The following is a 22,754-nucleotide window of genomic DNA, read 5'->3' as shown; positions in this document are numbered from 1 at the left end:
AGGTGCCGATTAATTTGCAAAGCAGCGATGATTGAAAGTCATTCGGTTTGTTCAGGTTTTTTTGCAAAAATAGTTTTTTGGTACAAGTTGTAGGAAAGCAATCTGTTTTTAATGGTTTTGAATTCATTGCCAAGAACGGTTTGAGGTGTTTTTTCTTGCGGATCGTCTTCGATATTATATTTTGTAATGGTGTCAGGGCTATATTCATATATGTATTTATAGGGATGCTCAATTAATGCGGACGACAACTCGTCAAAAAAAGTAGACATAAAAAACACTCGCTCCCCTTGCGCTCTCAACAAACTAACGCCTTGAATATTGAGAGAAGAATCAGTCACTCCGAAAAAATCAGCAATTGTTGGTGCGATGTCAGTCTGGTGGCTTGTTGTTGATGTATTCTTAGGTAGTATCTTGCCATTCGCCCAGAATATTAAAGGCACAGTAACTTCCTCTTCGTGCATGGAGGAGTTGTGAATAAATTGCCCATGCTCCCCAAAAGATTCTCCATGATCTCCAACAAGCACAAATAATGTTGATTTCAAAATGTCTGACTTGTCGAATGCATCTAACATTTCACCTATCAGGGTGTCTGTTTTCATTATGCACTCTTCGTATTTTACTATCGTTGTTTGTGAAGTTGAATGGGTAGTGCAGTTGTATGGGTAATGTGCTGCGGCTGGAAAATACAGCGCAATGAACCCTTTGCCTTTTTTGGTAATATCTTCCAGGTGCGAAATACTTGACGAGAATAAATGATCATCACTTTCTCCGAAGCTGTTATTGTTTTGGGGGTGATATTTGTCTGGGGCAATATCAGAAACTGCATAGGCGTTTGATACGCCCACAGATTTTAAAAAACCATCCATGTTCTCAAATTGTAAAAATAATGAGCTGAATGCAACTGCCTCCATGTTTCTTTTCTTTTTTAATTCATGAATTATACTGGGTTGATATAGGTGCATCGCCTCTTTTATTTCGATATCCGGGTATGCGTGCAACCCGGTAAGTATTGAGTAATAGCCTTTGGATGAGTGAGGGACTGACACGTACGATTTAGAAAGCATTCCTTCCTGAGAAAGTTTTTCAAATACGGGGTATTTTTCACCGGTGTTTACCCCGGCACCAAAAATACTGTTCCATCGAACCGATTCCAGAACAATAAATACCAGGTTCTTAAAGTCTGGAGTGGGCTGGGAATCAAGCTTTTGAATGTCGTTGATTGCTGATAAGGGGTAAGTGGGTTGTTCGAATTCCAGTATGGCTTTAGCTTGAGTGGAATTTAAAGAGATGATACTTTTAAAAGTAGCAATCAAAGGGTTTGTGAAAATATTTGTATTCAAGTCGTAGCGAGCGTCTTTCGTAAAAATTGACCATAAAAACATGGTTGATAAGAATAATATAAACAATGTCCTGTGTTTGCTTTTCTCTTCTTTGTTTGTTATTTGGTGCGTGTGTATTTTATAGGTGGTCAATCCAACGAGAAGCCAGGTTGTCAGGTAAGCAAGGAAGAGGATAAATACAATGAATCGAAAAGTTAATCCAAAACCAGAGGATTGATTGAGAAATATTTCTATTCCCGACGTTAAATTACTTGCATGTTGCAAACTGTAATTTATTAGTTGGAAGTCTAAAGGTTTTAGCCATAGTTCTCTAACCCTCATGTCCAATATAAGGCATAGCAAAATAAACCCTGAGGAAATGCTCAGCAAGTAAAAATAGAATTTATTCTTGCTTATTAGGGTTGTTGTTATCAGGTATATAATTGCTGAAAGAATCAAGTCTTGTAATAAGAACAAAAAAATACTGGGTATCCCAGTGTCAATCCATCTACTAGAAAAAAACTCTATCAAAATAATCTTCGGTGCAAGAAAAAGAGAAACGGCGAGAAGAACGGTTATGTTTAGTAAATATGCTCTTTTCCTCATATCGTTCAGCCCCTGAATCCATGGAACAAGTGAAACGTTTGAAACGTTTGAAACGAGGGAGCAGGGAGCCAGCCGCAGAATCCTCATTACATCAACTTAAGCACCCAGCCTCTGTTTGGGCAAGTAAACGCGGAATTTGAGTGAGCAGTGGCATCAGGGCCCGCATCGGTTTTTACGAAGGGCTTGAGGCCGTCGATGGATTTCGTAGGCCGACGGGCTTCGGCTAGAGATAGACTTTTTCGATTTTTGCGTCGGGACGCATCATGAGGGGCACACGCAACCATTCGTTTAATCAATAACCACCATCAATAAACGCAAGTTCTGTTTTTCCGGCAACAGAGGAGGATAGCCACATACCGAATTCGCCTCCGAAGGAACCTGCGCGATGAGAATCTCTACCTTGCTGGCCCTTGTCGCCGTATTGACCGGCAGCGCTGCCGCCACCGTACCGGCCTACGCCGCTGAACAGACCTGCCACTTCTTGCCGGTCGCCGACAGCGCAGCCAGCCTGAAGCCTGCCCAAACGGTGGGCGTGCTCTACAGCGAAAACACCGTCAACACCCTCGAATACCTTGAGCAGTACCACTCGGTTGCGCTGAACGGCGCGAAGAACCCGGCGCTGGATTCGCGCATCAGCAACGCCTTCGTAAAAAGCTCCGATCCGAAACTGGCAATCAACTGGCTGATGGGTTCGTTGCACAAACAATTTGCCTCGGTAACCGTCTACGACAACCTCGACGCACTGGTGCAAGCGCACCCGGACGTGGTGGTGATGCTGGACACTTACAGCCGTCTGGTGTCGAAGCGCAACAACCAGGTTGAAGCGCGCTTCATGGCGAAGTTCTACGACTCGAACCTGCAATATATCGGCAAGGCCGAAGGCGCTCGCGCACAACAAATGCCTTCGGTGTGGGTGCATGGCAAGGCAGCACCGGAAATCGCCGCGCAGATCGACGAGCAAACCGAGCTGCAAGTGAACGCCCTGAAACAGTTCGACACCTCGCTGAAGGCGTTGGTGACTTCGGGCACTGTGGCTCAAGTCGCGAGCAACTGACGGTTGCCCATCGCCGCGCCGATTGTGTTTACGCCTGGGTTTGGCTAATCTCGCAAAAACCCGCAAATTCAGGCGAAAACATGCAAGATCAGCATTCGGCGGCCGAGCTTCCTCAACTGCGCCGGCAAAAAATCCTCCTGATCCTCGAGCGTGACGGCAAGGTCATGGCCTCCGAGTTGAGCCAGCATTTCGCAGTCTCCGAAGACACCATCCGCCGCGATCTCTCGGAACTGGCCACGGCCGGTCTGGTGCAGCGCGTACACGGTGGGGCGCTGCCTCGGCCAAAGGACACGGGCAAGGATTACTTCACCCGTGTCAGCGAAACCGATGAGGTGAAAACCCGCCTGGCGCAGCTCGCCGCACGCCGGGTGGAGAATGGCCAGATCGTGATGTTCGATTCCGGTACCACCACGCTGCAGATCGCGCGCTCGTTGCCGTCGGACATTTCCATCACGGCGATCACGACCTCGCCGATGACCGCGATTACCCTCGCCGAATACAAAGGTATCAAAGTGATTCTGGCCGGCGGACAACTCAACCTGGCGACGATGTCGGTCAGTGGTCACGAGACCGTGCGCCTGCTGCAGGGCATCAAGGCCGACGTGCTGTTCACCGGGGTCTGCGCGATTCATCCGGAAGTCGGCATCAGCTCACTGCATTTCGACGAGGTGCCGGTAAAACAGGCGCTGATTGACAGTGCTTCGCAAGTGATCGCCGTCACCACAGCGGACAAACTGGGCGCGGTGGAGCCGTTCGTGGTCGTGCCGTGCAACCGCATTCATACGCTGATCACCGAGCGTCATGTGCCGTCGGGCGATGTCGGGGATTATCGGAAACTGGGGATCGAGGTGGTTCAAGCGCAGGCCTGAACTTGCCAGGGGTTCCTCGGCGATTGGCCGTCAGCTCAACACATAGTCTACGGGCTCAAGGGCCGGGGGAAGTTGTGTAGCACCCAGCGCCGCGAGGACTTCGCGCTCGATGTTGCGCACCATCGCATGGGTTGGCAGGTCGTTTTCGTCGCGACCGAACGGATCCTCCAGCTCATCGCCAATCGCATCCAGCCCGAAGAACGTATAGCTGACGATGGCGGTGAAAACCGGTGTCAGCCAACCCAGCGATTCGGCCATGGCGAAGGGCAGCAAGATGCAAAAGAGGTAGGTGGTTCTGTGCAGCAACAGGGTGTAGGCGAAGGGCAGTGGCGTCTGTTTGATTCGTTCGCAGACCGCCTGCGACCGGTTCAGGTTCGTCAGGTGGTTGGCCATGACCGTATAGCGCCACTCACTGATCGCCCCGGACTCGCCGAGTGCTGAACATTGCTGGCCGACATGGTTCAAAATACGCCCGCTGATGTCAGGCACGTTGCCCTCCGGCATCGGCTCAAGCCAGTCGCAGGCAGCCTCCAGTTCACTTTTTGCGTGCAGTTTTGCGTTCAGCGAATGGGCGAATCCGCAGAGGTTGCGCAGGATTTTCTGCCGCTCGCTCGCGTCCTTGATGATCTGGGTTTCGCGAATCATCGAGCGGATCGCGACCATCATTTCCCCCCAGGCTTTGCGTGCTTCGTACCAGCGGTCATAGCAGGCGTTGTTGCGAAAACTCATGAAAATCGACAGCGACAGACCGAGCAGGGTGAAGGGCGTCGCGTTCACCTTGGCAAAGTAGTTGGGTTGCAGGGTTTCAACGAGCACGATGACGGCGGCCAGCAGCGTCACCATCAGGCAGCGCAACGCAATCTTCTTGGCGATCGAGCCCTTGAGCGACGTGAGGATGTTGATCAGATTGGGCTTGGGTCGGACGATCATTGTGTTTTGCCTGCGCAGGCGCCTGCGTAGAAGCGGGGGCGCTGTTCACGGTTTGAAGGCGCGCAGGCTAAAAGCAACCCGGCGGGGTGTCCAATCACTATGTATGACCAAGTGATCGATAGAGTCTATGACGGGGTTTGCCAATAGCCAATCCGGACGCCCTCAGCAGAGTCCGGGTAGCTTCGCGAGTGTCCGCGCGTTTTACGGCGTACCAAACATCGCCGTCCAGTAAATCCCCGAATCACTCTTCGGGTCCACCGCATACGCCGCGCCCAACTCCTGATATTGCGGGTTCATCAGGTTGGCGCAGTGACCGGGGCTGGCGACCCAGCCATCGACCACCTTGCGCACGGTGTCTTGCCCGGCCGCGATGTTCTCGCCGATCTGCTGGCCGCTGTAACCCGCCAGTTCTGCCCGATCACCCGGCGTGCGGCCATCGCGGTCCTTGTGATCGAAATAGTTGTTGTTGGCCATCGACCGCGAATGGGTCTCGGCCGCCGTCGCCAATGTGGCGTTCCAGGTCAGCGGCGTGGCGGCGGCGAAGGATTGCGTGCCGCACTGGCGCGGCCGACCGCGTGCGACATTGAGCTCGGCCAGCAATTTCTGGCCTTCGGCCTGCCAGTCGCCCAGGCGTGCGCTCAACAGTGGACGGGCCAACACAATGCGCCATTCACGGTCCTGGCGGCTCACACCAATGTCGACGAATTGCGGGTCCAGCACGATCTGGCAAAAGCTCTCCTGGATCGCTTTCATCGCCGATGCCGCATCACGTGGCCCGGACAGGCTGATCGCCTGCACATTCTTCATCGGATAATTCGCGGCGACCATGGCCTGTTGCAGATTGACGACGCTGGTGGCGGACAACGCCAGCCGTGGATCACCCGCCAGCGGCGGCAGTTCCGCCGATACCTCACCCGCGCAACGCTGCACCTGGCTGCGGTAATCGTTGATCGAATCGATCAGTTGTTTCTCGTCAGCCGCCAGCGCCTTCGCGGCGAACAGCAAGCCCAATGACAACGTGGCAAGACGCAAAACGGATGACAGGACACGCATGGAAATCTCCCTTGATCTGACTGCGCCCATGATGCGCGATGACACCCCTGTGAGCGCAATGCCTTTTCGCGCCGAAATACAGGTTGCTGGCCGTCTGTCGGAATGAATTTTGGCAACTACAATCAAGCCATGTCGCCCGAAAGACGTGCTGTGCGTCGACATTTTGTTGCTTGAATCCAGTCCACTCAGAAGGGTCGATCATGCGATTAATTTGGATAGCAATCTGCTGTGCAATCACGCTATTCGGCGGCCAGGCATTGGCGACTGAACAGGAACAAAAAAAGGAAGTGGCCGAAAACAAGGCCGAAGTGCTGGAACAGAAAGCGGCGGAGAAGGGGGCCGATGTACCGGTGCCCAAATCCGAGGCGATTACCACCTCCGAAGTGCAGGCCGTCGATCCGGCCGGTGCGTCACCGCTGGACGATGCAATCACCTGCCTGGCGCGCTCGATCTACTGGGAAGCCAAAGGCAAATCGTCCGCCGACATGGAAGCCGTCGCTAGCGTGGTCATGAATCGCCTGGGTCATGAGGGCTTTCCGGACACGGTGTGCGCGGTGGTCAAACAGGGTTCTGAAACGAAGAACTGCCAGTTTTCCTGGTGGTGTGACGGGCGTTCCGATCAGGTCCAGGAGGAAACCCAGTACGCGATCGCCAAGGAGATCGCGCGCAAGGCACTCAACAAGCAGCTCAATGATCGAACCAACGGCGCTATATATTTTCATGACCGCACTGTGAAACCCGATTGGGCCCGCAAATACATCAAGACTACCCAGACCAGCATGTTTCTCTTTTATAAGCCCAAGGGTGGGGAGGCTCGGTAAAGGGTGTCATCCGGGTGTCATCGAACCCATGTAAAAATTCCTGCAAACCGTCTTGAGCGTTCAGCGGGCCTGCGTCGGCTGACAGATGAATTTTGCAAGGAATACCCCAATGAAAGGAGACGCCTCTCTGTTTGCGGCCATTGACCTGGGCTCCAACGCGTTTCGCATGATGATCGGCCAGTCGGTCAAGCGGAACCAGCAACTGGTGATCCAGGAAGTGAAGACCCTGCGTGAGCCGGTTCGACTGGCGGAAGGATTTCAGGGCGGCGCGCTGGACGAAATGGCGCTGGATCGTGGATGGCAGGCACTCGCGCGATTTGGCAAAAAGTTGCGTGGCTTCGAGCCCGGTCGTGTGCGGGCGGTGGCCACCAGTGCGGTGCGCGAAGCTGACAATGCCCAGCTGTTTCTGGCCAGCGCGGAAAGGCACCTGGGTTTCCGCATTGATGTGATTTCCGGGCATGAAGAAGCCCGATTGGTGTACGCCGGTGTGGCCCATACGGTTCCCGGCACCGAGCGCAAGCGACTGGTCATCGACATCGGCGGCGGCTCCACGGAATTGATTCTGGGGCAGGGCGCTCAACCGCTGTTGACCGAGAGCATCGCCATCGGCAGCGGCACCTTTGGCGCGCGTTACTTTCAAGGCGGCCGCATCACGGCCCCGGCACTGCTGGAGGCCGAGCGTGTCGCCACACTGCAGTTCGAACGCGTGGCGCGCCGTTATCGCACGCTGGGCTGGCAGCAGGTCATCGGCTCTTCAGGCACCGCACGCATGCTGGCCAAAGTCCTCAAGGCCAACGGTTTGAACGACGATGGCCAGAGTGGTATCACCTACAGCGGCCTGCTGCGCCTGTCGTTGCGCCTGCTGGAAGTGGGGCACGTCAAACAGCTCAGGCTGGCCGGTTTGCAGAGCCATCGCCTGAGCATCCTGCCGGGCGGACTGGTGCTGATGCTGGCGGCGTTCAAGGTCTTTGGCGTTTCGCACATGACACCGTCCGAACCCGGTCTGAGGTTTGGCGTGCTGCATGGCTTGATGTCCAGGCACTGAAAACAGTGTGTCGAGACCTGCCGGTTGGCAGGCCTGCGTCCTGCTGTGTCGAAGTTCCCCCCCTGTGTGAGCTCCAACATACCGATAGTGGTTTTTGACAGTGGTTACATTAGTGGCCACTGTATGGCACCGCATTGACAGTGTTTGTGAGCGGCCGTCTGGTCAGCAAACTATTCAAAATCCATTCATGAGAACAGGTCCTGACATGCAGGAAAAACAAAATGTCCAGTTGCTCCTCAACGGTGAGCAGGAAGGGCATGCCAGTGTGATCATTCCTTTATTGTCAAAGGCAACGCGTCTGGAATGCACTGTTGCTTTTGCGAAGGAGTCGGCCCTTGGGTTCATTCTGGAGCCTCTCAAGAAACGTCTTGCCGCTGGGTTAAGTGCCAGGTTTTCCATCGGTCTTTCCTTCTGCCAGACAAGTCCGACCCTGTTGCGCAAGCTTTTGGCCTTGAGCAAAAAGCACCAGCGCCTGAGCCTTTACGTCAGCAACACCAGCGACACGTTTCATCCGAAGATATATGGGTTTTCGGGGCCGGACGGCGCTACGGTAATCATTGGTTCGGCCAACCTGACCTCGGGTGGTTTAAGTGACAATTATGAAGCGTCTGCAGTAATAGACGATCCGGACGGTACCTTGATCGGTTCAGTGGCCCGGCATGTCGATGGCCTGATCGATAACGAGATACTGGTATCGGCGACGAAGGCCGGTATCGATGAATACGCACAGCGTTACGCGATTTATCAGGCTCAGCAGCGGCTGGCTACTCGTCGGGCGGAGCTTGCGATTGCCTCGACGAGCCGTGATACCCAGTTACTTCGCGACATATTGACGTTAATGCAACAAGACCAATCGGAAAGTGGCTTTGCGTCGCAAGTCAGCGCTCGAACGGACAACAGAAAAGCCGCAGCGCAAAAAATCAGAGAGCTTGCATCGGTCGGGCACTTGAGCCGCAGTTCCTTTATTGATCATTACGAAGAACTCATCGGTCTTTTCCATTCCGGCGGATTGCACCGAGGCAAGAACATCATTGCCGATAATGCGCCACGCTTTATCGAGGGGCTACGAGCGATCCTTCAAGGCGAACACCTTACGGCTCAAGATGCTTACCAGATCTTGCTCGGGCACTTCGATCACGTACCAAGAGCCGGGGTCAATGTCATTACCGAAATTTTGCTTGCCCTCGACTCAAAACGTTTTGCTGTGATGAATCAAAATGCTGTATCGGGTCTGAGCCTGGCCAATATTCGCCAGTTTCCGGCGAAGCCGAACAAGACGACTGTCAGAGCGCTGCGCTATGCGGATTTTTGTGATCAGGCAGACAGGATTCGCAGGGAGCTGGGGCTTCGCGACTTTGTCGAACTCGATGCTTTGTTCAACTATGCCTACTGGGGCACTGAGCAAGCGGATGAGGACGAGGAGGACGACGACGACGAGTGATCCACCTCATGCCTTACTGCATGACGGGCCCATGAGTGGTCAGGCTCCGACTATTTTGAGGAGTCAGGCCATCGTGGGCTGCGTGAACAGGAAAGTGGCTTGCACATTTGATTTGGCTGAAACCTGCCACTGATTATCGCGAGCTGGATGCAGTAGTTCTAGATCACTGATGAGTTGCCACAGCTCGCCGAGTATTGAGGTATAGACGCGATTCGGGCGTACAGTGCAAATTCGGTGGCCTGAAAAGGTATCTGGCCTCCTTTACGGTCATCAAGAGATCGCCACCATGCACAAGATCGGCCTCATCGTTTACCCCGAATTTCAGGTACTGGGCCTGGCCATGTGTGCGGCCTTCGAGATGGCCAACGGTGCTGTCGACGAACCGGTGTACGACATCAACTTGCTGTCCGAGCACGGCGGCACCGTGCAGACCTCTGCCGGTTTCGGCGTGGAGACCATGGCGTTCGACCATCGCCCATTCGACACGCTGCTGGTGATGGGTGACAACCTGATCCGTCCCGTCTCGCCCGGTTTGGTGGAGTTTTTGCGCAGCGCCAGTCGGACCACCCGACGCCTGGGGTCCATTTGCACCGGTGCCATTGCATTGGCCGAAGCAGGTTTGCTGGATGGCCGGCGGGCGACCACGCACTGGTGTCATGCACCGGCATTGCAGCGGGCGTACCCGAAAGTGCTGGTGGAAGAGGACCGGATCTTCATCAACGACGGGAACATCTGGACCGCGGCGGGCATGAGCGCGTGCGTCGATCTGGCGCTGGCGCTGGTTGAAAAGGATCTGGGCGCCGACGTGGCGCGGCGCGTCGCCCGGCAATTGGTGGTGTATCACCGGCGCGCGGGCGGGCAATCGCAGTTTTCGGTGATGCTCGAGCTCGAGCCCAAGACCGACCGCATCCAGTCCGCGTTGATCTACGCCAAGCTGAACCTGAAGTCCGAGCTGTCGGTCGAGGCGCTGGCCAGCGCGGCTAACCTCAGCCCGCGACAGTTCAGTCGCGTGTTCCATGCCGAAACCGGTCAATCACCCGCCAAGGCCATCGAGAACCTGCGGGTGGAGGCCGCGCGTCTGATGATGGAAACCGGCCGGCACGCCATCGATGTGGTGGCGACGGAGACCGGTTTTGGTGATCGGGAACGTATGCGCCGGGCCTTTATCCGTGCGTTTGGCCAACCGCCACAAGTCATCCAGCGCGCCAATCGGGAGTGATGCCAGGCCGGTCAACAGAAGTCTATGGCCGAGCACCCTACTGTGGCGAGGGAGCTTGCTCCCGCTCGGCTGCGCAGCAGTCGCAATATCCAAGTGATTCACGGAAACGGTCTGTCCTAAAAGGTTGTGTATTCGACATTTAAGACAAAATATTATTACCGTAATCTAGATCTCGTTGAAGCCCGTTCCCTTAATGAGATCACCGCCATGACCATCGTCAAAGCCGCCGCCGTCCAGATCGCTCCTGTGCTCTACAGCCGTGAAGGCACTGTAGAAAAGGTCGTCAACAAGATCCGTGAACTCGGCGAGAAGGGCGTGCAGTTCGCCGTTTTCCCGGAAACCATCGTGCCGTACTACCCGTATTTTTCCTTCGTGCAGTCCCCGTTCAAAATGGGCGCCGAGCACTACAAATTGCTGGACCAGGCCGTCGTCGTTCCTTCCGCGACCACCGATGCGATCGGCAAAGCCGCGAAGGAAGCCAATATGGTGGTGTCCATCGGCGTCAACGAACGTGATGGCAGCACTCTCTACAACACTCAGTTGCTGTTCGATGCGGACGGCACCCTGATTCAGGCGCGGCGCAAGATTTCGCCGACCTATCATGAACGCATGATCTGGGGCATGGGCGACGGTTCCGGCCTGCGCGCCACCGACAGTGCCGTCGGCCGCATCGGCCAACTGGCCTGCTGGGAACATTACAACCCGCTGGCGCGTTACGCCTTGATCGAAGACGGCGAACAGATCCACGCCTCGATGTACCCGGGTTCATTTGCCGGCCCGCTGTTCACCCGCCAGATGGAAGTCAGCGTCCGCATGCACGCGCTGGAATCGGCGTGCTTCGTGGTGAACTCGACGGCCTGGTTGTACCCGGAACAGCAGGCGCAAATCATGGCCGACACCGGTTGCGAGATCGGTCCGATCTCCGGCGGTTGCTACACCGCGATCATCGATCCGCAAGGTGAGGTTGTCGGTGCATTGACCGAAGGTGAAGGCGAGGTGATCGCGGATATCGACTTGTTCCAGATCGAAATCCGCAAGCGCCAGATGGATGGCCGCGGTCACTACAGCCGTCCGGAAATCCTGAGTCTTAACATCGACCGCACGCCCCATCGCCATGTGCATGAACGCAACGTTCAACCGACGCTGGCTGTCGCTGCCCAAGCTGAAGAGGTGTGATCACGCCTTGCTGGCGATGGCGATTTCAAGGGCGCCTTCGCTGGCAAGCCATGCCCCTACGGATCGGGGGAGGGATCGGGATGGGGGACTGACGCTAGCCCTGTAGGAGCACGACTTGCCGGCGAAGGCGTTTTTGAAATCGCCTTCGCCGGCAAGCCGTGCTCCTACGAAAAGCGGTCAGGTCTTACAATTCCATACCCAAAAAGATCAGCGTATTGCCATGGGCCTCGGCCGCTGCACGCTGGTTGTAGCTGTCGCGATGCGAGCAGTTGAAGCCATGTTCGGCTTCGGGATACACGACGATCTCCACGTTGTCGTTGTTGTCGAATCGCTCGGCGATTTTCTCGACGGCTTCCAGCGGAATGTGGCTGTCCTGTTCACCGAAGTGCATCAGCAGCGGCACTTCGATTTCATCGGCTCGGTCCAGTTGGTTCTGGATGCCGCCGCCGTAATAGGCGATGGCCACGTCCACCAGCCCGTTGGCGGCGGTATGGTACGAGAGCAGGCCGCCAAAGCAGTAGCCGATGGACGCGATCCCGCCGTCCAGGCCCGGCTGGGCTTTCAGGGCGTCGATGGCCAGTTCGATGTCCTTTTGCGCCTTGGCGACGTCGGTGGCGTTCATCAACTCGACCGCGCGTTTCCAGCCGGCTTCGTCGTAGGTCAGTTCGATACGGTGGCCGCTGCGCCAGAACAGATCCGGCGCGATCACCAGGTAGCCGTCGGCGGCGTATTGCTCGGCGACGGAGCGAATGTGTTCGTTGACGCCGAAGATCTCCTGGATCAGCACGATACCCGGGCCTTTTTGGGTATGCGGAATGGCCAGGTAAGCGCCGAATTTACCTTCGGCGCTGTCGATCTCGATCCATTGGGTGGTCACGCTCATGGTGGCTCCTGTCTACGCAAGTGAGGTGGGAGGTATAGCTTGCCACATTAACATTTCAGCGATTGTTGCGACGCCAGAAAAATCGAGCCAGCAACGTATCGAGGCTGAGCTTGCCGGCACCCGAGAGCAATAGTGGCGTCAGGGCGGCGAGGTAAATCAGCGGAAGTTTGAAGTTGCCGTGCCCCTTGTTGGTGATGGCATAACCCTGGGCAAGCTCACTCAATGTAGACCAATCGGCCGGCCAGTGAACGGCAGCGGTCGCGACGATAGTCACCACGATCAACACGATGGCGGAAGCCCGTGTGCCTAGTCCGACGAGAATGGCGAGGGCGCAGATCAGTTCGGCCCACATCGACAGTTCCCAGTTCAGGGTGGCCGGCACGTGATCGAAGGGAAACGGGAAGCGGTCCTGGATATCGGCGAACCAGTTTTCGCCATTCCACTTTTCAAGGCCCGACTCGAAAAATTCCCAAGCGATGAACAACCGCAAGGTCAGGGGGGCGAGCCAGTTACCGGCACGATCAAGGTTCAGGTGCAGGCCTTTCACGGCCGACGAGATTGCAGCGTTCATGGACGTGGTCTCCGTTCAGTCAGGGATGCGGGGCCCGACGGCCCTGCGCAGGGGTTACTCGCTGGCGCCGCACTTGCCTTCGCCGCATTTGCCTTCAGCCGGTTTTTCAGCGGTGTCCGTCTGGGCCTGGCTGTAGCCGTGGGCCAGTTGTTTCATGCTGAACGCTTCGGACTCGGAAGCCGACGCGACGTTGGACAAGGCCAGGCCGCCCGCAATGATCAGACCGAGGGTCAGGGAAGAAGTCGAGAGCTTGAACATGGTGATACTCCGTGGCATTGAGTGAGTTGAGCGCTTTTATCGGCTGAGCCAATCGACAGGCACATTTCATCAATCGGGTGTATCTGCGATGTGTCGCGGGTGCGGGGTTTTATGGGTGGGGTGTGTCAAGAGCGGGGCTGTATACATGCTGATACACAGACAACGCGATCCCCTGTGGGAGCGAGCCTGCTCGCGATAGCGGACTGACAGTCGATATTTATATTGTCTGACACACCGCTATCGCGAGCAGGCTCGCTCCCACAGGGTTTAGTGGTGTTCATAAGATTGTGTCAGGCGATCTGTGATCCGCTACCGACCACCAGCGTCTAGCGTCAGTGTCCCCGCAATCCCATGGGGCGAGACTTCGGAACCCGGCATGCAAGCGCTGTTGAACGAGATCCTTGACGCAGTTCGGCCCCTGATCGGTCAGGGCAAGGTGGCTGATTACATTCCCGCCCTCGGCACCGTGCCGGCCAATCAGTTGGGCATTGCCGTGTATGGCAACGACGGCGAACTGTTTTGCGCCGGCGACGCCCATACGCCGTTCTCGGTGCAGAGTATTTCCAAGGTGTTCAGCCTGGTGCAGGCCATCGACCATTCCGGCGAAGCCATCTGGCAACGCCTGGGCCACGAGCCTTCCGGGCAGCCGTTCAACTCGCTGGTGCAACTGGAGTTCGAGCGCGGACGCCCGCGCAATCCATTCATCAACGCTGGCGCGCTGGTGATCTGCGACATCAACCAATCGCGTTTTGCCGCACCGGCGTTGTCGATGCGCGACTTTGTCCGGCGTCTGTCGGGCAATCCACAAGTGATGGTGGACGGCAAGGTCGCCGAGTCCGAATATCAGCACCGTGCGCGCAACGCCGCCATGGCCTACCTGATGCAATCCTTCGGCAACTTTCACAACGATGTCGAAGCGGTATTGCGCAGCTACTTCAGCCATTGCGCCCTGCGCATGAACTGCGTGGACCTGGCCCGGGCGTTCTGCTTCCTGGCCAACGACGGTTTCTGCAAACACAGCGGCGAACAGATCCTCAGCGCCCGCCAGACCCAGCAAGTCAACTCGATCATGGCCACCAGCGGCCTTTACGACGAGGCAGGCAACTTCGCCTATCGCGTCGGCCTGCCCGGCAAGAGCGGCGTGGGCGGCGGGATCGTCGCGGTGGTGCCGGGGCAGTTCACGGTGTGCGTGTGGTCACCGGAACTGAACAGCGCCGGCAACTCGCTCGCGGGCATGGCGGCGCTGGAGTTGCTGAGCCAACGGATTGGCTGGTCAGTGTTTTGAGAGATTCGAGCGGGCGGGGTTAATGACGCTCCAGGCATTTTGCTATACATTTTCCAGCCGCCCCTTGCATGGTGAACCCGTTTCATGTCTCTTGCGCTCGAACGTCTAATCGCTGGCACGCCAATTCCTTTCGCTGGTAACCGCGTCACCGTGGTCAGCCCCGAACTGGCCTTGCGCTTTCAGCCCGGGGACCACCTGCTGGTGGAGCAGGTCAGCGGTGAGTTGCTGCTGATTCCCGTCGCGGACCAGAAAGCAGCGGCGGTAGCGATCGAGCGGGCCGAAGCGGCGTTTACGGCGATGTCCGCCGTGTCGGACCAGGCGATCAGTGAGTTCTTTGATTTCTTTGCCCAGCGCCTTGAAGATCAGGACTGCTGGGACTTGATCGAGGCTGCCAACCTCGCCGACATCGAGTGGGCCAAGTCTCGTGGACGCTCGACCACGCGGTTGCTGGCCGATGAACGCATGCGCCGCGACATGATCGCGGGCCTCAGGGCCTGGCGCGATGCGTCAGCCACGCGTGGCAAAGTGATCAGTTGCGTCGAGCATGACGGCTGGAAAGTCGAGCAGGTGGTTTCGCCGCTGGGTATCGTCGCCTTCGTCTTCGAAGGCCGGCCGAATGTCTTCGCCGACGCCGCTGGCGTGTTGCGTACCGGCAACACCGCTGTGCTGCGCATTGGCAGCGACGCCTTGGGCACCGCGAAAGCCATCGTCACCCACGCGTTGAACCCGGCATTGAGCGACGCCGGTTTGCCGGTGGGCGCGGTGTCGCTGGTGGAAAGCGTCAATCACGCCGCCGGTTGGGCGATGTTCGCCGACCGGCGCCTGTCGCTGGCGGTGGCCCGTGGTTCGGGGCGTGCCGTCAGCCAATTGGGCAGCATCGCGCAGCAGGCCGGCACCGCCGTCAGCCTGCATGGCACCGGTGGCGCCTGGCTGATCGCCGACAAGGACGCCGACGCTCAGCGTTTTGCTGCCGTCGTGCGCAATTCCCTGGACCGCAAAGTCTGCAACACACTGAACGTCTGCCTGATTCACCGCGACCGCGCCGCCGAACTGGTGCCGCTGTTTCTGCACGCGTTGAAACAGGCCGGCGTTGCACGGGACGAGGGTTGCAAGTTGCACATCGTCGAGGGCAGCCAGTCGTTCTTGCCTTACGATTGGAGGAGCGCGACGGTCGAGGTCTGCCGCGCCGAAGGTTATCAAACAGAAGCCTTGGTCGAACCGTTGCCCGAAGATCAATTGGGCCGCGAATGGGAATGGGAAGAAACCCCGGAAGTCAGCCTGAAAATCGTCGACGACCTGGACAGTGCCATTGCCTTGTTCAACCGCTACAGCCCGCAATTCACCGTGTCGTTGATCAGTGAAAATGCCGAGGCCCAGGAACGTTTCTACAACGCGGTCAACGCACCTTTTGTCGGCAACGGCATCACCCGCTGGGTCGACGGCCAGTACGCGCTGAACAAACCGGAACTGGGGCTTTCGAACTGGGAGAGCGGCCGCCTGTTTGCCCGCAGCGCGATTCTCTCGGGAGATGGCGTGTTCACGATTCGCAGTCGCATGACGCAGACCGACCTTTCGGTCAAACGCTGAGTACCCCGACCACAGACGCAGGCCGCACTATAATTTAGGGTGTCTGCGTCTGTGTTTTGAAAGAGGGGTCCGCCATGAAACATCATTCCTTAGAGCATTACTCTCATCAATTGGGATTAATCGCGCATGACGCGTGGTTGACCGCTCGGGTGAAGTCGGCCCTGGCGCTGGCCGATCCTGCCCTTAGTCTGCAAGTCCATGTCAAAACACTTGCAGGAACGTTGGTGTTGAGTGGTCGCGTCAACACCCATAAACAGTGTGAGCAGGTCGTTGCGCTAGCCCGCACGGTGAATGGTGTCAATGAAATCGATGCCAGGGAGTTGCTGACTCACGTGTTCACGCCCGGAAGCGTTCCAACACCGCCAAACGCCGAGGAAAGTCCGGAGATCCGGCCACCATCGTCAGCCAAATCGGACGACAAATGAAGCTGGATGCAGCGCTCCCGTGAACCGGGTGCGCTGCATCGGGTGCCGACCTGGATCAAGCCGCTTCCATCGCCTTGCCGTGCACGGCGCAGGTGGTCGGGTGTTCGACCAGCGACACGAACGTGCGGCTGTTGGCATCCAGCGCATCGATTGAACCGGTTTCGATGTCGTAGACCCAGCCATGCAGGTTCAGCAGGCCTTTTTCCTGAGCCAGTCGTACGCTCGGGTGGGTCTGGATGTTGGCCAGTTGAGCGATCACGTTTTCCCGTACCATCGAACTCACCTTCGCCGCGTCACTGGCGTGAGGGCGCGATTCATTGATCACTTTCGCTGACTCGGCGTGTTGCAACCAGCCGCTGACGGCGGGCAGGTGGTCCATGCATTTGCACGAGGCGACGGCGGTCATGGCGCCGCAGTCCGAATGGCCGCAGATCACGATGTCGGTGACGCCCAGCACTGCCACCGCGTATTCGACCGTAGCCGATACACCGCCCGGATGCGGACTGTAGGAGGGCACGATGTTGCCGGCGTTACGGATCACGAACAGTTCGCCGGGTTCTTGCTGGGTCAGCAATTCCGGCACGACACGACTGTCGGAGCAGGTGATGAACAACGTGCCGGGGTGTTGCGTGGTGGCCAGGTGTTTGAACAGGTCAGTGCGTTGCGGAAAGGCTTCCTTCTGGAATTTCAAAAAACCTTCGATCAGCGTTTTCATAGCGATGTCCTCATGCGTGAGTCGGGTTTGGCCGCACCTCTGTGCGGGCCGGTATCCACTTAGAAGGGACGCAGTGGCAGGAATTTGCCGTCGAGGGTGATCACGGCGCGGGAGCCGCCTTCCGGGTCTTCGACTTTTTTCAGGTCGAGCTTGAAGTTGATCGCGCTGATGATGCCGTCGCCGAATTGTTCATGGACCAGGGCTTTCAAGGTGGTGCCGTAAATCTGGATCATCTCGTAGAAGCGGTAGATGGTCGGGTCGGTGGGGACACCCGAGAGGCTGCCGCGCAGCGGGATGATCTGCAGGCGGTTAACGGCATCGGCGTCCAGATCGAGTTTTTCACCAATCACTTTGGCGGCGGCTTCCGGCAGTGGATGCTGACCGAGCAGGGCAGCGGTGACGTAGGCGAGGCCAAGGCCGGTGCCGTCGGTCAGGTCCTGCCAGGACAGGTTTTTGCGCGCCTTGGCGTCGAGGATCGACGTGGTCAGGGCCAGACTCGGGTCGTTGTAAGCGTGGGACTGTTGCATGGGGTTTCTCCTGTCGGCGTGATGTTGCTTGGGTGTGAAGCCATCTTCTGCCGATTGATTCATAGCGTCCAAGACCGATATACAATTCTTCGCATAAGTCCTGCCTATAGGTTGAATCCTGATGTTGCTCCGACATTTGCGTTATTTGCTGGCGGTCGCCGACCACGGCGGTTTCACCCGTGCTGCCGAGGCGCTGCACGTGTCACAGCCAACCTTGTCGCAACAGGTCCGCCAACTGGAGGAAACGCTGGGAGTGAGCCTCTTTGACCGTACCTCGCGCACAGTCAAGCCGACCGACGCGGGCGAGGCCTACATCGAGTGTGCAAGGCGGGTATTGGTGGAGCTGGAGGCGGGCAAACGGGCGTTGCATGACGTGAAGGATTTGTCCCGCGGGACGTTGCGGCTGGCGATGACGCCGACCTTCATGGCGTACCTGGTCGGGCCGTTGGTGCGCGACTACGTGGCGCGGTATCCGAACATCCGCCTGCAGATTTACGAGCTGTCGATGGACGACATCGAGGCCGGGCTGCTGGATGACTCACTGGACATCGCCATTGCGTTCAATGAGGTCAGGAATGCCGACATCGAGTCGATCCCGGCCTTTACCGAGACGCTGGGGGTGATGGTGGGGCGGGATCATCCGTTGTACGAAAGCCGTGTCGCGTTATCCGCTGAAGCAGTGGCGCAGTTGGAGTTTGCGTTACTGGCGCAGGATTTCGTCACCCGCACCCGTATCGATGAGTACTTCGCCCAGAAGCGGATCACGCCAAAAGTGGTGATCGAGGTGAACTCGGTGAGTACGTTACTGGAAGTCATCCGGCACACGGCCATCGCCACCATCCTTCCGGAGGCCATCGCTACTCAGGAGCGCGCGTTGCACAGGATTCCTTTGCAGGGTGAGGCCCCCAAGCGCGGGGCTGCGCTGCTGCGACGTAAAAACAATTATCACAGTGCGGCGTCGGTAGCCTTTATGGAGTTGGTTTTGGGAACAGCCGAGTCGTCGACGTCAGTCATCGACTGACTGGCACACACCATTGGACGCCTTGCCGGTGGAGGTCACGGCCACCGAGTCGTCATCGGCCAGGAGGATGGACAGCGTGATGCCTGAACCCTTGGCTTCGAAGCGGCGATCATTGATGGCTTTGGTTTCGGCTTCCTTGCTATTGATCATCACCGGCCCGTCCTGATCTGCCTGGACGAGGATCTTGCCGGGGCACTCCACCGCGAATGACGGGACACCCGTGACGCTGTTTGCCTGAGCAGCACTCGTCATCAGCAGCAACAGCAGGAATTTCAGGTTGATTTTCATCGCAAGTCTCCAGGGACCAACAGCGGATACGTTTAACGATAGCCTTGTTTGGCACAGTGGAGACAAACAAAAAGGCCCCGCTCGATCATTCGAGCGGGGCCTTTTTAGCGTGTTGGTTTATCAGTAGAACCGGTCAATCACCCGAACTTCATTCTGGTTCTGCATCGAGGCCCAGGCCTGTTTCAGAGTTTGCAGAACATTACCGATGAAGTCCTTGTCGGCTGCGGCTTTCTTGCCGACATAGCCCTGGCCGCGACGGTACATCTTCAGTCGGGCCAGCAGGTTCTGGTTGTTCTGGTCGAACTCGGTTTCATGGGCATGCGGCGACAGGCAGTCGATATGCACCTGGCCCGACTTGCTGATCCACAGGATATGGCTGTCGTGGCTGTCTTTTTGCGCAGCGAACATACGAGCCAGTTCATCGATGGTGGGTTGATTGTTCAGATTCATATAAAGCCCCTTGACCATTTGGTGATCTTTCAAAGTTGATTCGCTAATACAGGTAGCCCATCGGTTAGTTGATCCCTGGCACCGAAACCAGGACGTCAGCGGTCGGCCGCCGAAATGACGGGGTCCCGCGTCTGTTGCATGTAGTCGTGTTGAATAACTGCTACGCAATAGCGTCACAACGAAGAGAAGCAGCGAAAACCTTCAGGCCACTACCGACGTTTTCAGGGTCGGCCACAAGCTTCATGAGGATTGATCGCCAGCGCTTCTCGTCCTTGTACTGGACGTTCGGGCCAGGTCAGCTTCTTCAATCTGCCTTGTGGGCAGCGTGTATCCGGGAAAAACAGCTCGGCGGTCAGACGAGCTTGCTCAAACATGTTGCCGTACTCCCGATCGGGGAGATGTCTGCATCATGCAAGGGCAAATCGGAAGCGTCAACGGTTTTGTAGTGATTATTTTCAAGCACTACATATTGTCGGACAAAGCTGTTTGGAATGAGAAAGCGGAACCGGAAAGCGTCACTCAGGTCGATGGCGGTGAGCTTTGGAAGCGATAAAAGGTGCAGGGGAAATCGTCTACCGGCTGCTGATGCCGTGTGTACGCGCCACCGGTGAGATCGTCAATCACGCCCGCCCAGAACAAACGCGCGGGCTGATTGGCGTCGATGTGGAAAATCTGCCATTGACCGGGGAGCTGGCTCAAGAGGGTGGAAACGACAAACGTCGCGACACCTTGGCCACGAAAGCGGCGGCTGACGAACAGGTAGCCGATGTTGTACTCGGCACCGGGAAGATGGGTGTGGTCATCCACGCTCACGAAACCGGCCAGTTCCCCATCGACCTTGATCAGAAAGGGGCGGGTGGCAGGGTTTCGCCAGTAATCCTGTTGGTCCTGGATGTTGAAGAAACCATTCGCACCGACTTTCAGCGGCAGCCATTCACTGAAGTCGTGCAAGTAGAACTGCATCAGGTTTTCAATGGTTTCCAGTTCATCGCGCTGTGCGGCGTGCAGTTCAATCGAGGGCATGCGGGCTCGCTCCTGATGTCAGCGGATCTGATGAACAGTAGACCACTGCTCGTTCACGCCTTGCTTGCCGGTTTTGCTGCGCGCTTGCTAGCAGTTGCGGGTTTGCGCTTGGCCGGTTTGCGTTTGTTTTTCCATGGCGCGGCACCGCGCCCGGCTGGGCTTGCCGGGCCGCTGATGGTCAGGCTGAGGCCGGCGCAGCGGGCAACCTGCTTGCTCATCCACGCGGCTTGTTTGGTGACGAACTCTTCCAGGCTCATTTCGCCGCTTTGCACCATGTCCAGCGCCTGTTCCCAGATCGCCGTGGTGCCCGGATCGGCGATGGCGCGTGGCACCGCATCGATCAGACTGAAGGCGGCTGGCGTCGCGGCCAGGGCCTTGCCGTTCTTGATCAGGTAACCACGGTCGAGCAGGCCCTGGATGATCGAGGCGCGGGTGGCTTCGGTGCCGATCCCGGTGGTGTCCTTGAGTTTCTGCTTGAGCAGTGGGTCTTCCACCAGTTTGGCGACGTTCTTCATCGCCTTGATAAGGTCACCTTCGGTGAAGGGTTTGGGCGGTTGGGTCCAGAGGTCCTTGAGCTTCACGTCGGCCACCGCGCATTCACGCCCTTCAGCCAATGTCGGCAATGTTTGCGGCGCCGGTGCTTCACGACCCTTGGCCGGGGCAAGGGCCTCGGGCAGGGCGCGTTTCCAGCCAGGCTCGATGATCTGCTTGCCGACGGCGCGCAAGGCTTCACCGGCGCAGTCGAAGTCGGCCTGGGTCCGGTCGTATTCATGATTGGGCAGAAACTGCGCCAGATAACGCGCACGGATCAGGGTGTAGACCGCGCGCTGCTTGCCCGCCAGCCGATCAAGGTTTTTTGCCGCGGCAGTGGGGATGATGCCGTGGTGAGCGCTGACTTTCGCATCGTTCCACGCCCGTGAGCGCCGCTGGGGTTCCAGGTAATCCTGCAAGGCGTTGAGGGCGGGATCAGCCTGCCTCAACGCCGCCAGAATACCTGGCGCTTCACTGTGTTGACTGACCGGCAGGTAGCCACAGTCACTGCGCGGATAGGTAATGACCTTGTGGGTTTCGTAAAGCGCCTGGGCGATGTCGAGCGTTTCCTGAGCGCCGAGTCCAAGCTTCTTCGAGCAGACTTCCTGCAAGGTGCCCAGATCGAACGGCAGCGGCGCCACTTCACGCATCCGCTCGGTACGCAGCTTGATCACCCGGGCACTCGCCGCGCTGCCAATCGCCGCCGCCGCTTGTTGCGCCAGCGTCTGGTTGAGGCAGCGATCCTGATCGTCGCAAGCGTCGGAGGTCGCGCGCCACTGTGCGGTGAACGCGGTGCCATCGTGCAGCAGTTGCACGTCGATGGCCCAGTAAGCCACGGGGACGAAATCGGCAATGCTGCGGTCGCGATCCACCACCAGCCGCAGGGTCGGCGTTTGCACCCGACCGACCGGCAACACGCCCTGATAACCGGACTGGCGCCCCAGCAACGTGAACAACCGGCTCATGTTCATCCCGATCAGCCAGTCGGCCCGTGAACGGCCCAATGCCGAATGATAAAGGCTGAACGTCTCCGCTCCCGGTTTCAGTGCAGCCAGCGCCTTGCGGATCGACGCATCGTCCAGCGCCGACAGCCACAACCGCTGGATCGGTCCGCGATAACGACAATGCTCGACCAGTTCCCGGGCGATCATTTCGCCCTCACGGTCGGCATCGGTGGCGATCACCAGGTCATCGGCCTCGCCGAGCAAGCGTTTGACGGCCTTGTATTGACTGGCAGTGCGCGGTTTGACGGTCATTTTCCATTTGTCCGGAATGATCGGCAGATCCGCCAGCACCCAGCGCTTGTAGCGTGCGTCATAGGCATCCGGCGGTGCGGTTTCCAGCAGATGGCCGATGCACCAGGTCACCGTGACGTCCGTTCCCAGCCAGCAGCCGTCGCCGCGACGCCGGGCGCCGAGCACGGCCGCAATGTCTTTGGCCTGGGAAGGTTTTTCACAGAGGTACAACCGCATAACCACCATCGTTCATCAGCTGCCGGGAGGTGCACAGAATGGCGGCTGATGAGCGATGGAGCAATCTTTATCTGTATGGATGTACAGCTCGTGCATTTCCGATCATTGCAATGAGCCGCGCCAATCACCCCTGTAGGAGCGAGCTTTCTCGCGATGTACGTGAACGATAACGCGGGGCACATGAC

At 57.4% G+C, this 22,754-nt stretch carries 23 protein-coding genes; 11 read left to right on the top strand and 12 right to left on the bottom strand.

The annotated features are described in order from the left end of the window. Window positions 1-38: 38 nt before the first annotated feature. Window positions 39-1,925 (bottom strand): LTA synthase family protein, encoded by a 1,887-nt coding sequence (locus tag ACA066_RS15780; protein ID WP_497699886.1) that lies wholly within the window; start codon window positions 1,923-1,925, stop codon window positions 39-41. Between the two features lie 385 nt (window positions 1,926-2,310). On the opposite strand from ACA066_RS15780, the gene ACA066_RS15775 reads away from it, so the two are divergent. Both ACA066_RS15775 and ACA066_RS15770 read left to right on the top strand, forming a co-directional pair. Further along, entirely contained in the window at window positions 2,311-2,979 is a 669-nt protein-coding gene (locus tag ACA066_RS15775; RefSeq protein WP_497695655.1) for an ATPase, read from the top strand. 80 nt (window positions 2,980-3,059) lie between these two features. Continuing rightward, window positions 3,060-3,848, top strand: coding sequence for a DeoR/GlpR family DNA-binding transcription regulator (locus ACA066_RS15770; protein WP_497695654.1), 789 nt, complete (start codon window positions 3,060-3,062; stop codon window positions 3,846-3,848). 30 nt (window positions 3,849-3,878) lie between these two features. On the opposite strand, the gene ACA066_RS15765 is transcribed toward ACA066_RS15770, so the two are convergent. Both ACA066_RS15765 and ACA066_RS15760 read right to left on the bottom strand, forming a co-directional pair. Next, complete coding sequence (locus ACA066_RS15765) at window positions 3,879-4,778, bottom strand: bestrophin family protein (protein WP_497695653.1); 900 nt, start codon at window positions 4,776-4,778, stop codon at window positions 3,879-3,881. A 201-nt stretch (window positions 4,779-4,979) separates the two neighbouring features. Then, on the bottom strand, window positions 4,980-5,831 hold the full coding sequence (locus tag ACA066_RS15760; RefSeq protein WP_497695652.1) for a CAP domain-containing protein: 852 nt from the start codon (window positions 5,829-5,831) through the stop codon (window positions 4,980-4,982). A gap of 200 nt (window positions 5,832-6,031) precedes the next feature. Here ACA066_RS15760 and ACA066_RS15755 point away from each other — a divergent pair, with 200 nt between their 5' ends. The 5 genes from ACA066_RS15755 to ACA066_RS15735 all read left to right on the top strand — a co-directional run bounded on the left by ACA066_RS15755 (window position 6,032) and on the right by ACA066_RS15735 (window position 11,533). Then, on the top strand, window positions 6,032-6,652 hold the full coding sequence (locus ACA066_RS15755) for a cell wall hydrolase (protein WP_497695651.1): 621 nt from the start codon (window positions 6,032-6,034) through the stop codon (window positions 6,650-6,652). A 109-nt stretch (window positions 6,653-6,761) separates the two neighbouring features. Beyond that, window positions 6,762-7,697 carry a Ppx/GppA phosphatase family protein gene (locus tag ACA066_RS15750; RefSeq protein WP_497695650.1) on the top strand — a complete coding sequence of 312 codons (936 nt, stop codon included), beginning with the start codon at window positions 6,762-6,764 and terminating at the stop codon, window positions 7,695-7,697. A gap of 205 nt (window positions 7,698-7,902) precedes the next feature. After that, entirely contained in the window at window positions 7,903-9,138 is a 1,236-nt protein-coding gene (locus ACA066_RS15745) for a phospholipase D-like domain-containing protein (RefSeq protein ID WP_497695649.1), read from the top strand. A 286-nt stretch (window positions 9,139-9,424) separates the two neighbouring features. Further along, window positions 9,425-10,357 (top strand): GlxA family transcriptional regulator, encoded by a 933-nt coding sequence (locus tag ACA066_RS15740; RefSeq protein WP_497695648.1) that lies wholly within the window; start codon window positions 9,425-9,427, stop codon window positions 10,355-10,357. 207 nt (window positions 10,358-10,564) lie between these two features. After that, window positions 10,565-11,533 carry a nitrilase-related carbon-nitrogen hydrolase gene (locus tag ACA066_RS15735; protein ID WP_497695647.1) on the top strand — a complete coding sequence of 323 codons (969 nt, stop codon included), beginning with the start codon at window positions 10,565-10,567 and terminating at the stop codon, window positions 11,531-11,533. 184 nt (window positions 11,534-11,717) lie between these two features. Here the strand turns inward: ACA066_RS15735 and ACA066_RS15730 are convergent, their stop codons facing one another. The 3 genes from ACA066_RS15730 to ACA066_RS15720 are packed head-to-tail and all read right to left on the bottom strand — an operon-like array spanning window position 11,718 to window position 13,245. Further along, the gene (locus ACA066_RS15730) at window positions 11,718-12,416 is read right to left on the bottom strand and encodes a dienelactone hydrolase family protein (protein WP_497695646.1); all 699 of its coding nucleotides are present in this window, start codon (window positions 12,414-12,416) and stop codon (window positions 11,718-11,720) included. A gap of 55 nt (window positions 12,417-12,471) precedes the next feature. Further along, the gene (locus tag ACA066_RS15725) at window positions 12,472-12,987 is read right to left on the bottom strand and encodes an HvfX family Cu-binding RiPP maturation protein (RefSeq protein ID WP_497695645.1); all 516 of its coding nucleotides are present in this window, start codon (window positions 12,985-12,987) and stop codon (window positions 12,472-12,474) included. A 54-nt stretch (window positions 12,988-13,041) separates the two neighbouring features. After that, window positions 13,042-13,245: an HvfA family oxazolone/thioamide-modified RiPP metallophore gene (locus ACA066_RS15720; protein ID WP_497695644.1), complete on the bottom strand. Its 204-nt coding sequence runs from the start codon at window positions 13,243-13,245 to the stop codon at window positions 13,042-13,044. 376 nt (window positions 13,246-13,621) lie between these two features. On the opposite strand from ACA066_RS15720, the gene glsB reads away from it, so the two are divergent. The 3 genes from glsB to ACA066_RS15705 all read left to right on the top strand — a co-directional run bounded on the left by glsB (window position 13,622) and on the right by ACA066_RS15705 (window position 16,542). Beyond that, a complete protein-coding gene (glsB, locus tag ACA066_RS15715; RefSeq protein ID WP_084321686.1) occupies window positions 13,622-14,530 on the top strand; it encodes a glutaminase B in 909 nt (302 codons plus the stop codon). 84 nt (window positions 14,531-14,614) lie between these two features. Next, window positions 14,615-16,117 (top strand): aldehyde dehydrogenase family protein, encoded by a 1,503-nt coding sequence (locus tag ACA066_RS15710; protein WP_497695643.1) that lies wholly within the window; start codon window positions 14,615-14,617, stop codon window positions 16,115-16,117. 74 nt (window positions 16,118-16,191) lie between these two features. Then, on the top strand, window positions 16,192-16,542 hold the full coding sequence (locus tag ACA066_RS15705) for a BON domain-containing protein (RefSeq protein WP_497695642.1): 351 nt from the start codon (window positions 16,192-16,194) through the stop codon (window positions 16,540-16,542). A gap of 55 nt (window positions 16,543-16,597) precedes the next feature. On the opposite strand, the gene ACA066_RS15700 is transcribed toward ACA066_RS15705, so the two are convergent. After that, the gene (locus ACA066_RS15700; protein WP_497695641.1) at window positions 16,598-17,257 is read right to left on the bottom strand and encodes a carbonic anhydrase; all 660 of its coding nucleotides are present in this window, start codon (window positions 17,255-17,257) and stop codon (window positions 16,598-16,600) included. 59 nt (window positions 17,258-17,316) lie between these two features. Then, a complete protein-coding gene (cynS, locus tag ACA066_RS15695; protein ID WP_497695640.1) occupies window positions 17,317-17,784 on the bottom strand; it encodes a cyanase in 468 nt (155 codons plus the stop codon). Window positions 17,785-17,905: 121 nt separating this feature from the next. Here cynS and cynR point away from each other — a divergent pair, with 121 nt between their 5' ends. Then, the gene (cynR, locus tag ACA066_RS15690) at window positions 17,906-18,805 is read left to right on the top strand and encodes a transcriptional regulator CynR (protein WP_497695639.1); all 900 of its coding nucleotides are present in this window, start codon (window positions 17,906-17,908) and stop codon (window positions 18,803-18,805) included. Here the strand turns inward: cynR and ACA066_RS15685 are convergent. The 4 genes from ACA066_RS15685 to ACA066_RS15670 all read right to left on the bottom strand — a co-directional run bounded on the left by ACA066_RS15685 (window position 18,791) and on the right by ACA066_RS15670 (window position 22,569). Then, window positions 18,791-19,093 (bottom strand): hypothetical protein, encoded by a 303-nt coding sequence (locus ACA066_RS15685; RefSeq protein ID WP_497695638.1) that lies wholly within the window; start codon window positions 19,091-19,093, stop codon window positions 18,791-18,793. The two genes, cynR and ACA066_RS15685, sit on opposite strands and share 15 nt — an antisense overlap. A gap of 120 nt (window positions 19,094-19,213) precedes the next feature. Beyond that, a complete protein-coding gene (locus tag ACA066_RS15680; RefSeq protein WP_497462138.1) occupies window positions 19,214-19,543 on the bottom strand; it encodes a hypothetical protein in 330 nt (109 codons plus the stop codon). A 519-nt stretch (window positions 19,544-20,062) separates the two neighbouring features. Beyond that, window positions 20,063-20,566, bottom strand: coding sequence for a GNAT family N-acetyltransferase (locus ACA066_RS15675; protein WP_497695637.1), 504 nt, complete (start codon window positions 20,564-20,566; stop codon window positions 20,063-20,065). Window positions 20,567-20,619: 53 nt separating this feature from the next. Next, window positions 20,620-22,569 (bottom strand): DNA topoisomerase III, encoded by a 1,950-nt coding sequence (locus tag ACA066_RS15670; protein WP_497695636.1) that lies wholly within the window; start codon window positions 22,567-22,569, stop codon window positions 20,620-20,622. Between the last annotated feature and the right edge of the window lie 185 nt (window positions 22,570-22,754).

The organism is Pseudomonas sp. LBUM1651 (genome assembly GCF_059716135.1).
Note: the sequence above shows the minus strand (reverse complement) of the source record. Positions and strands in the feature narration are given on the sequence as shown.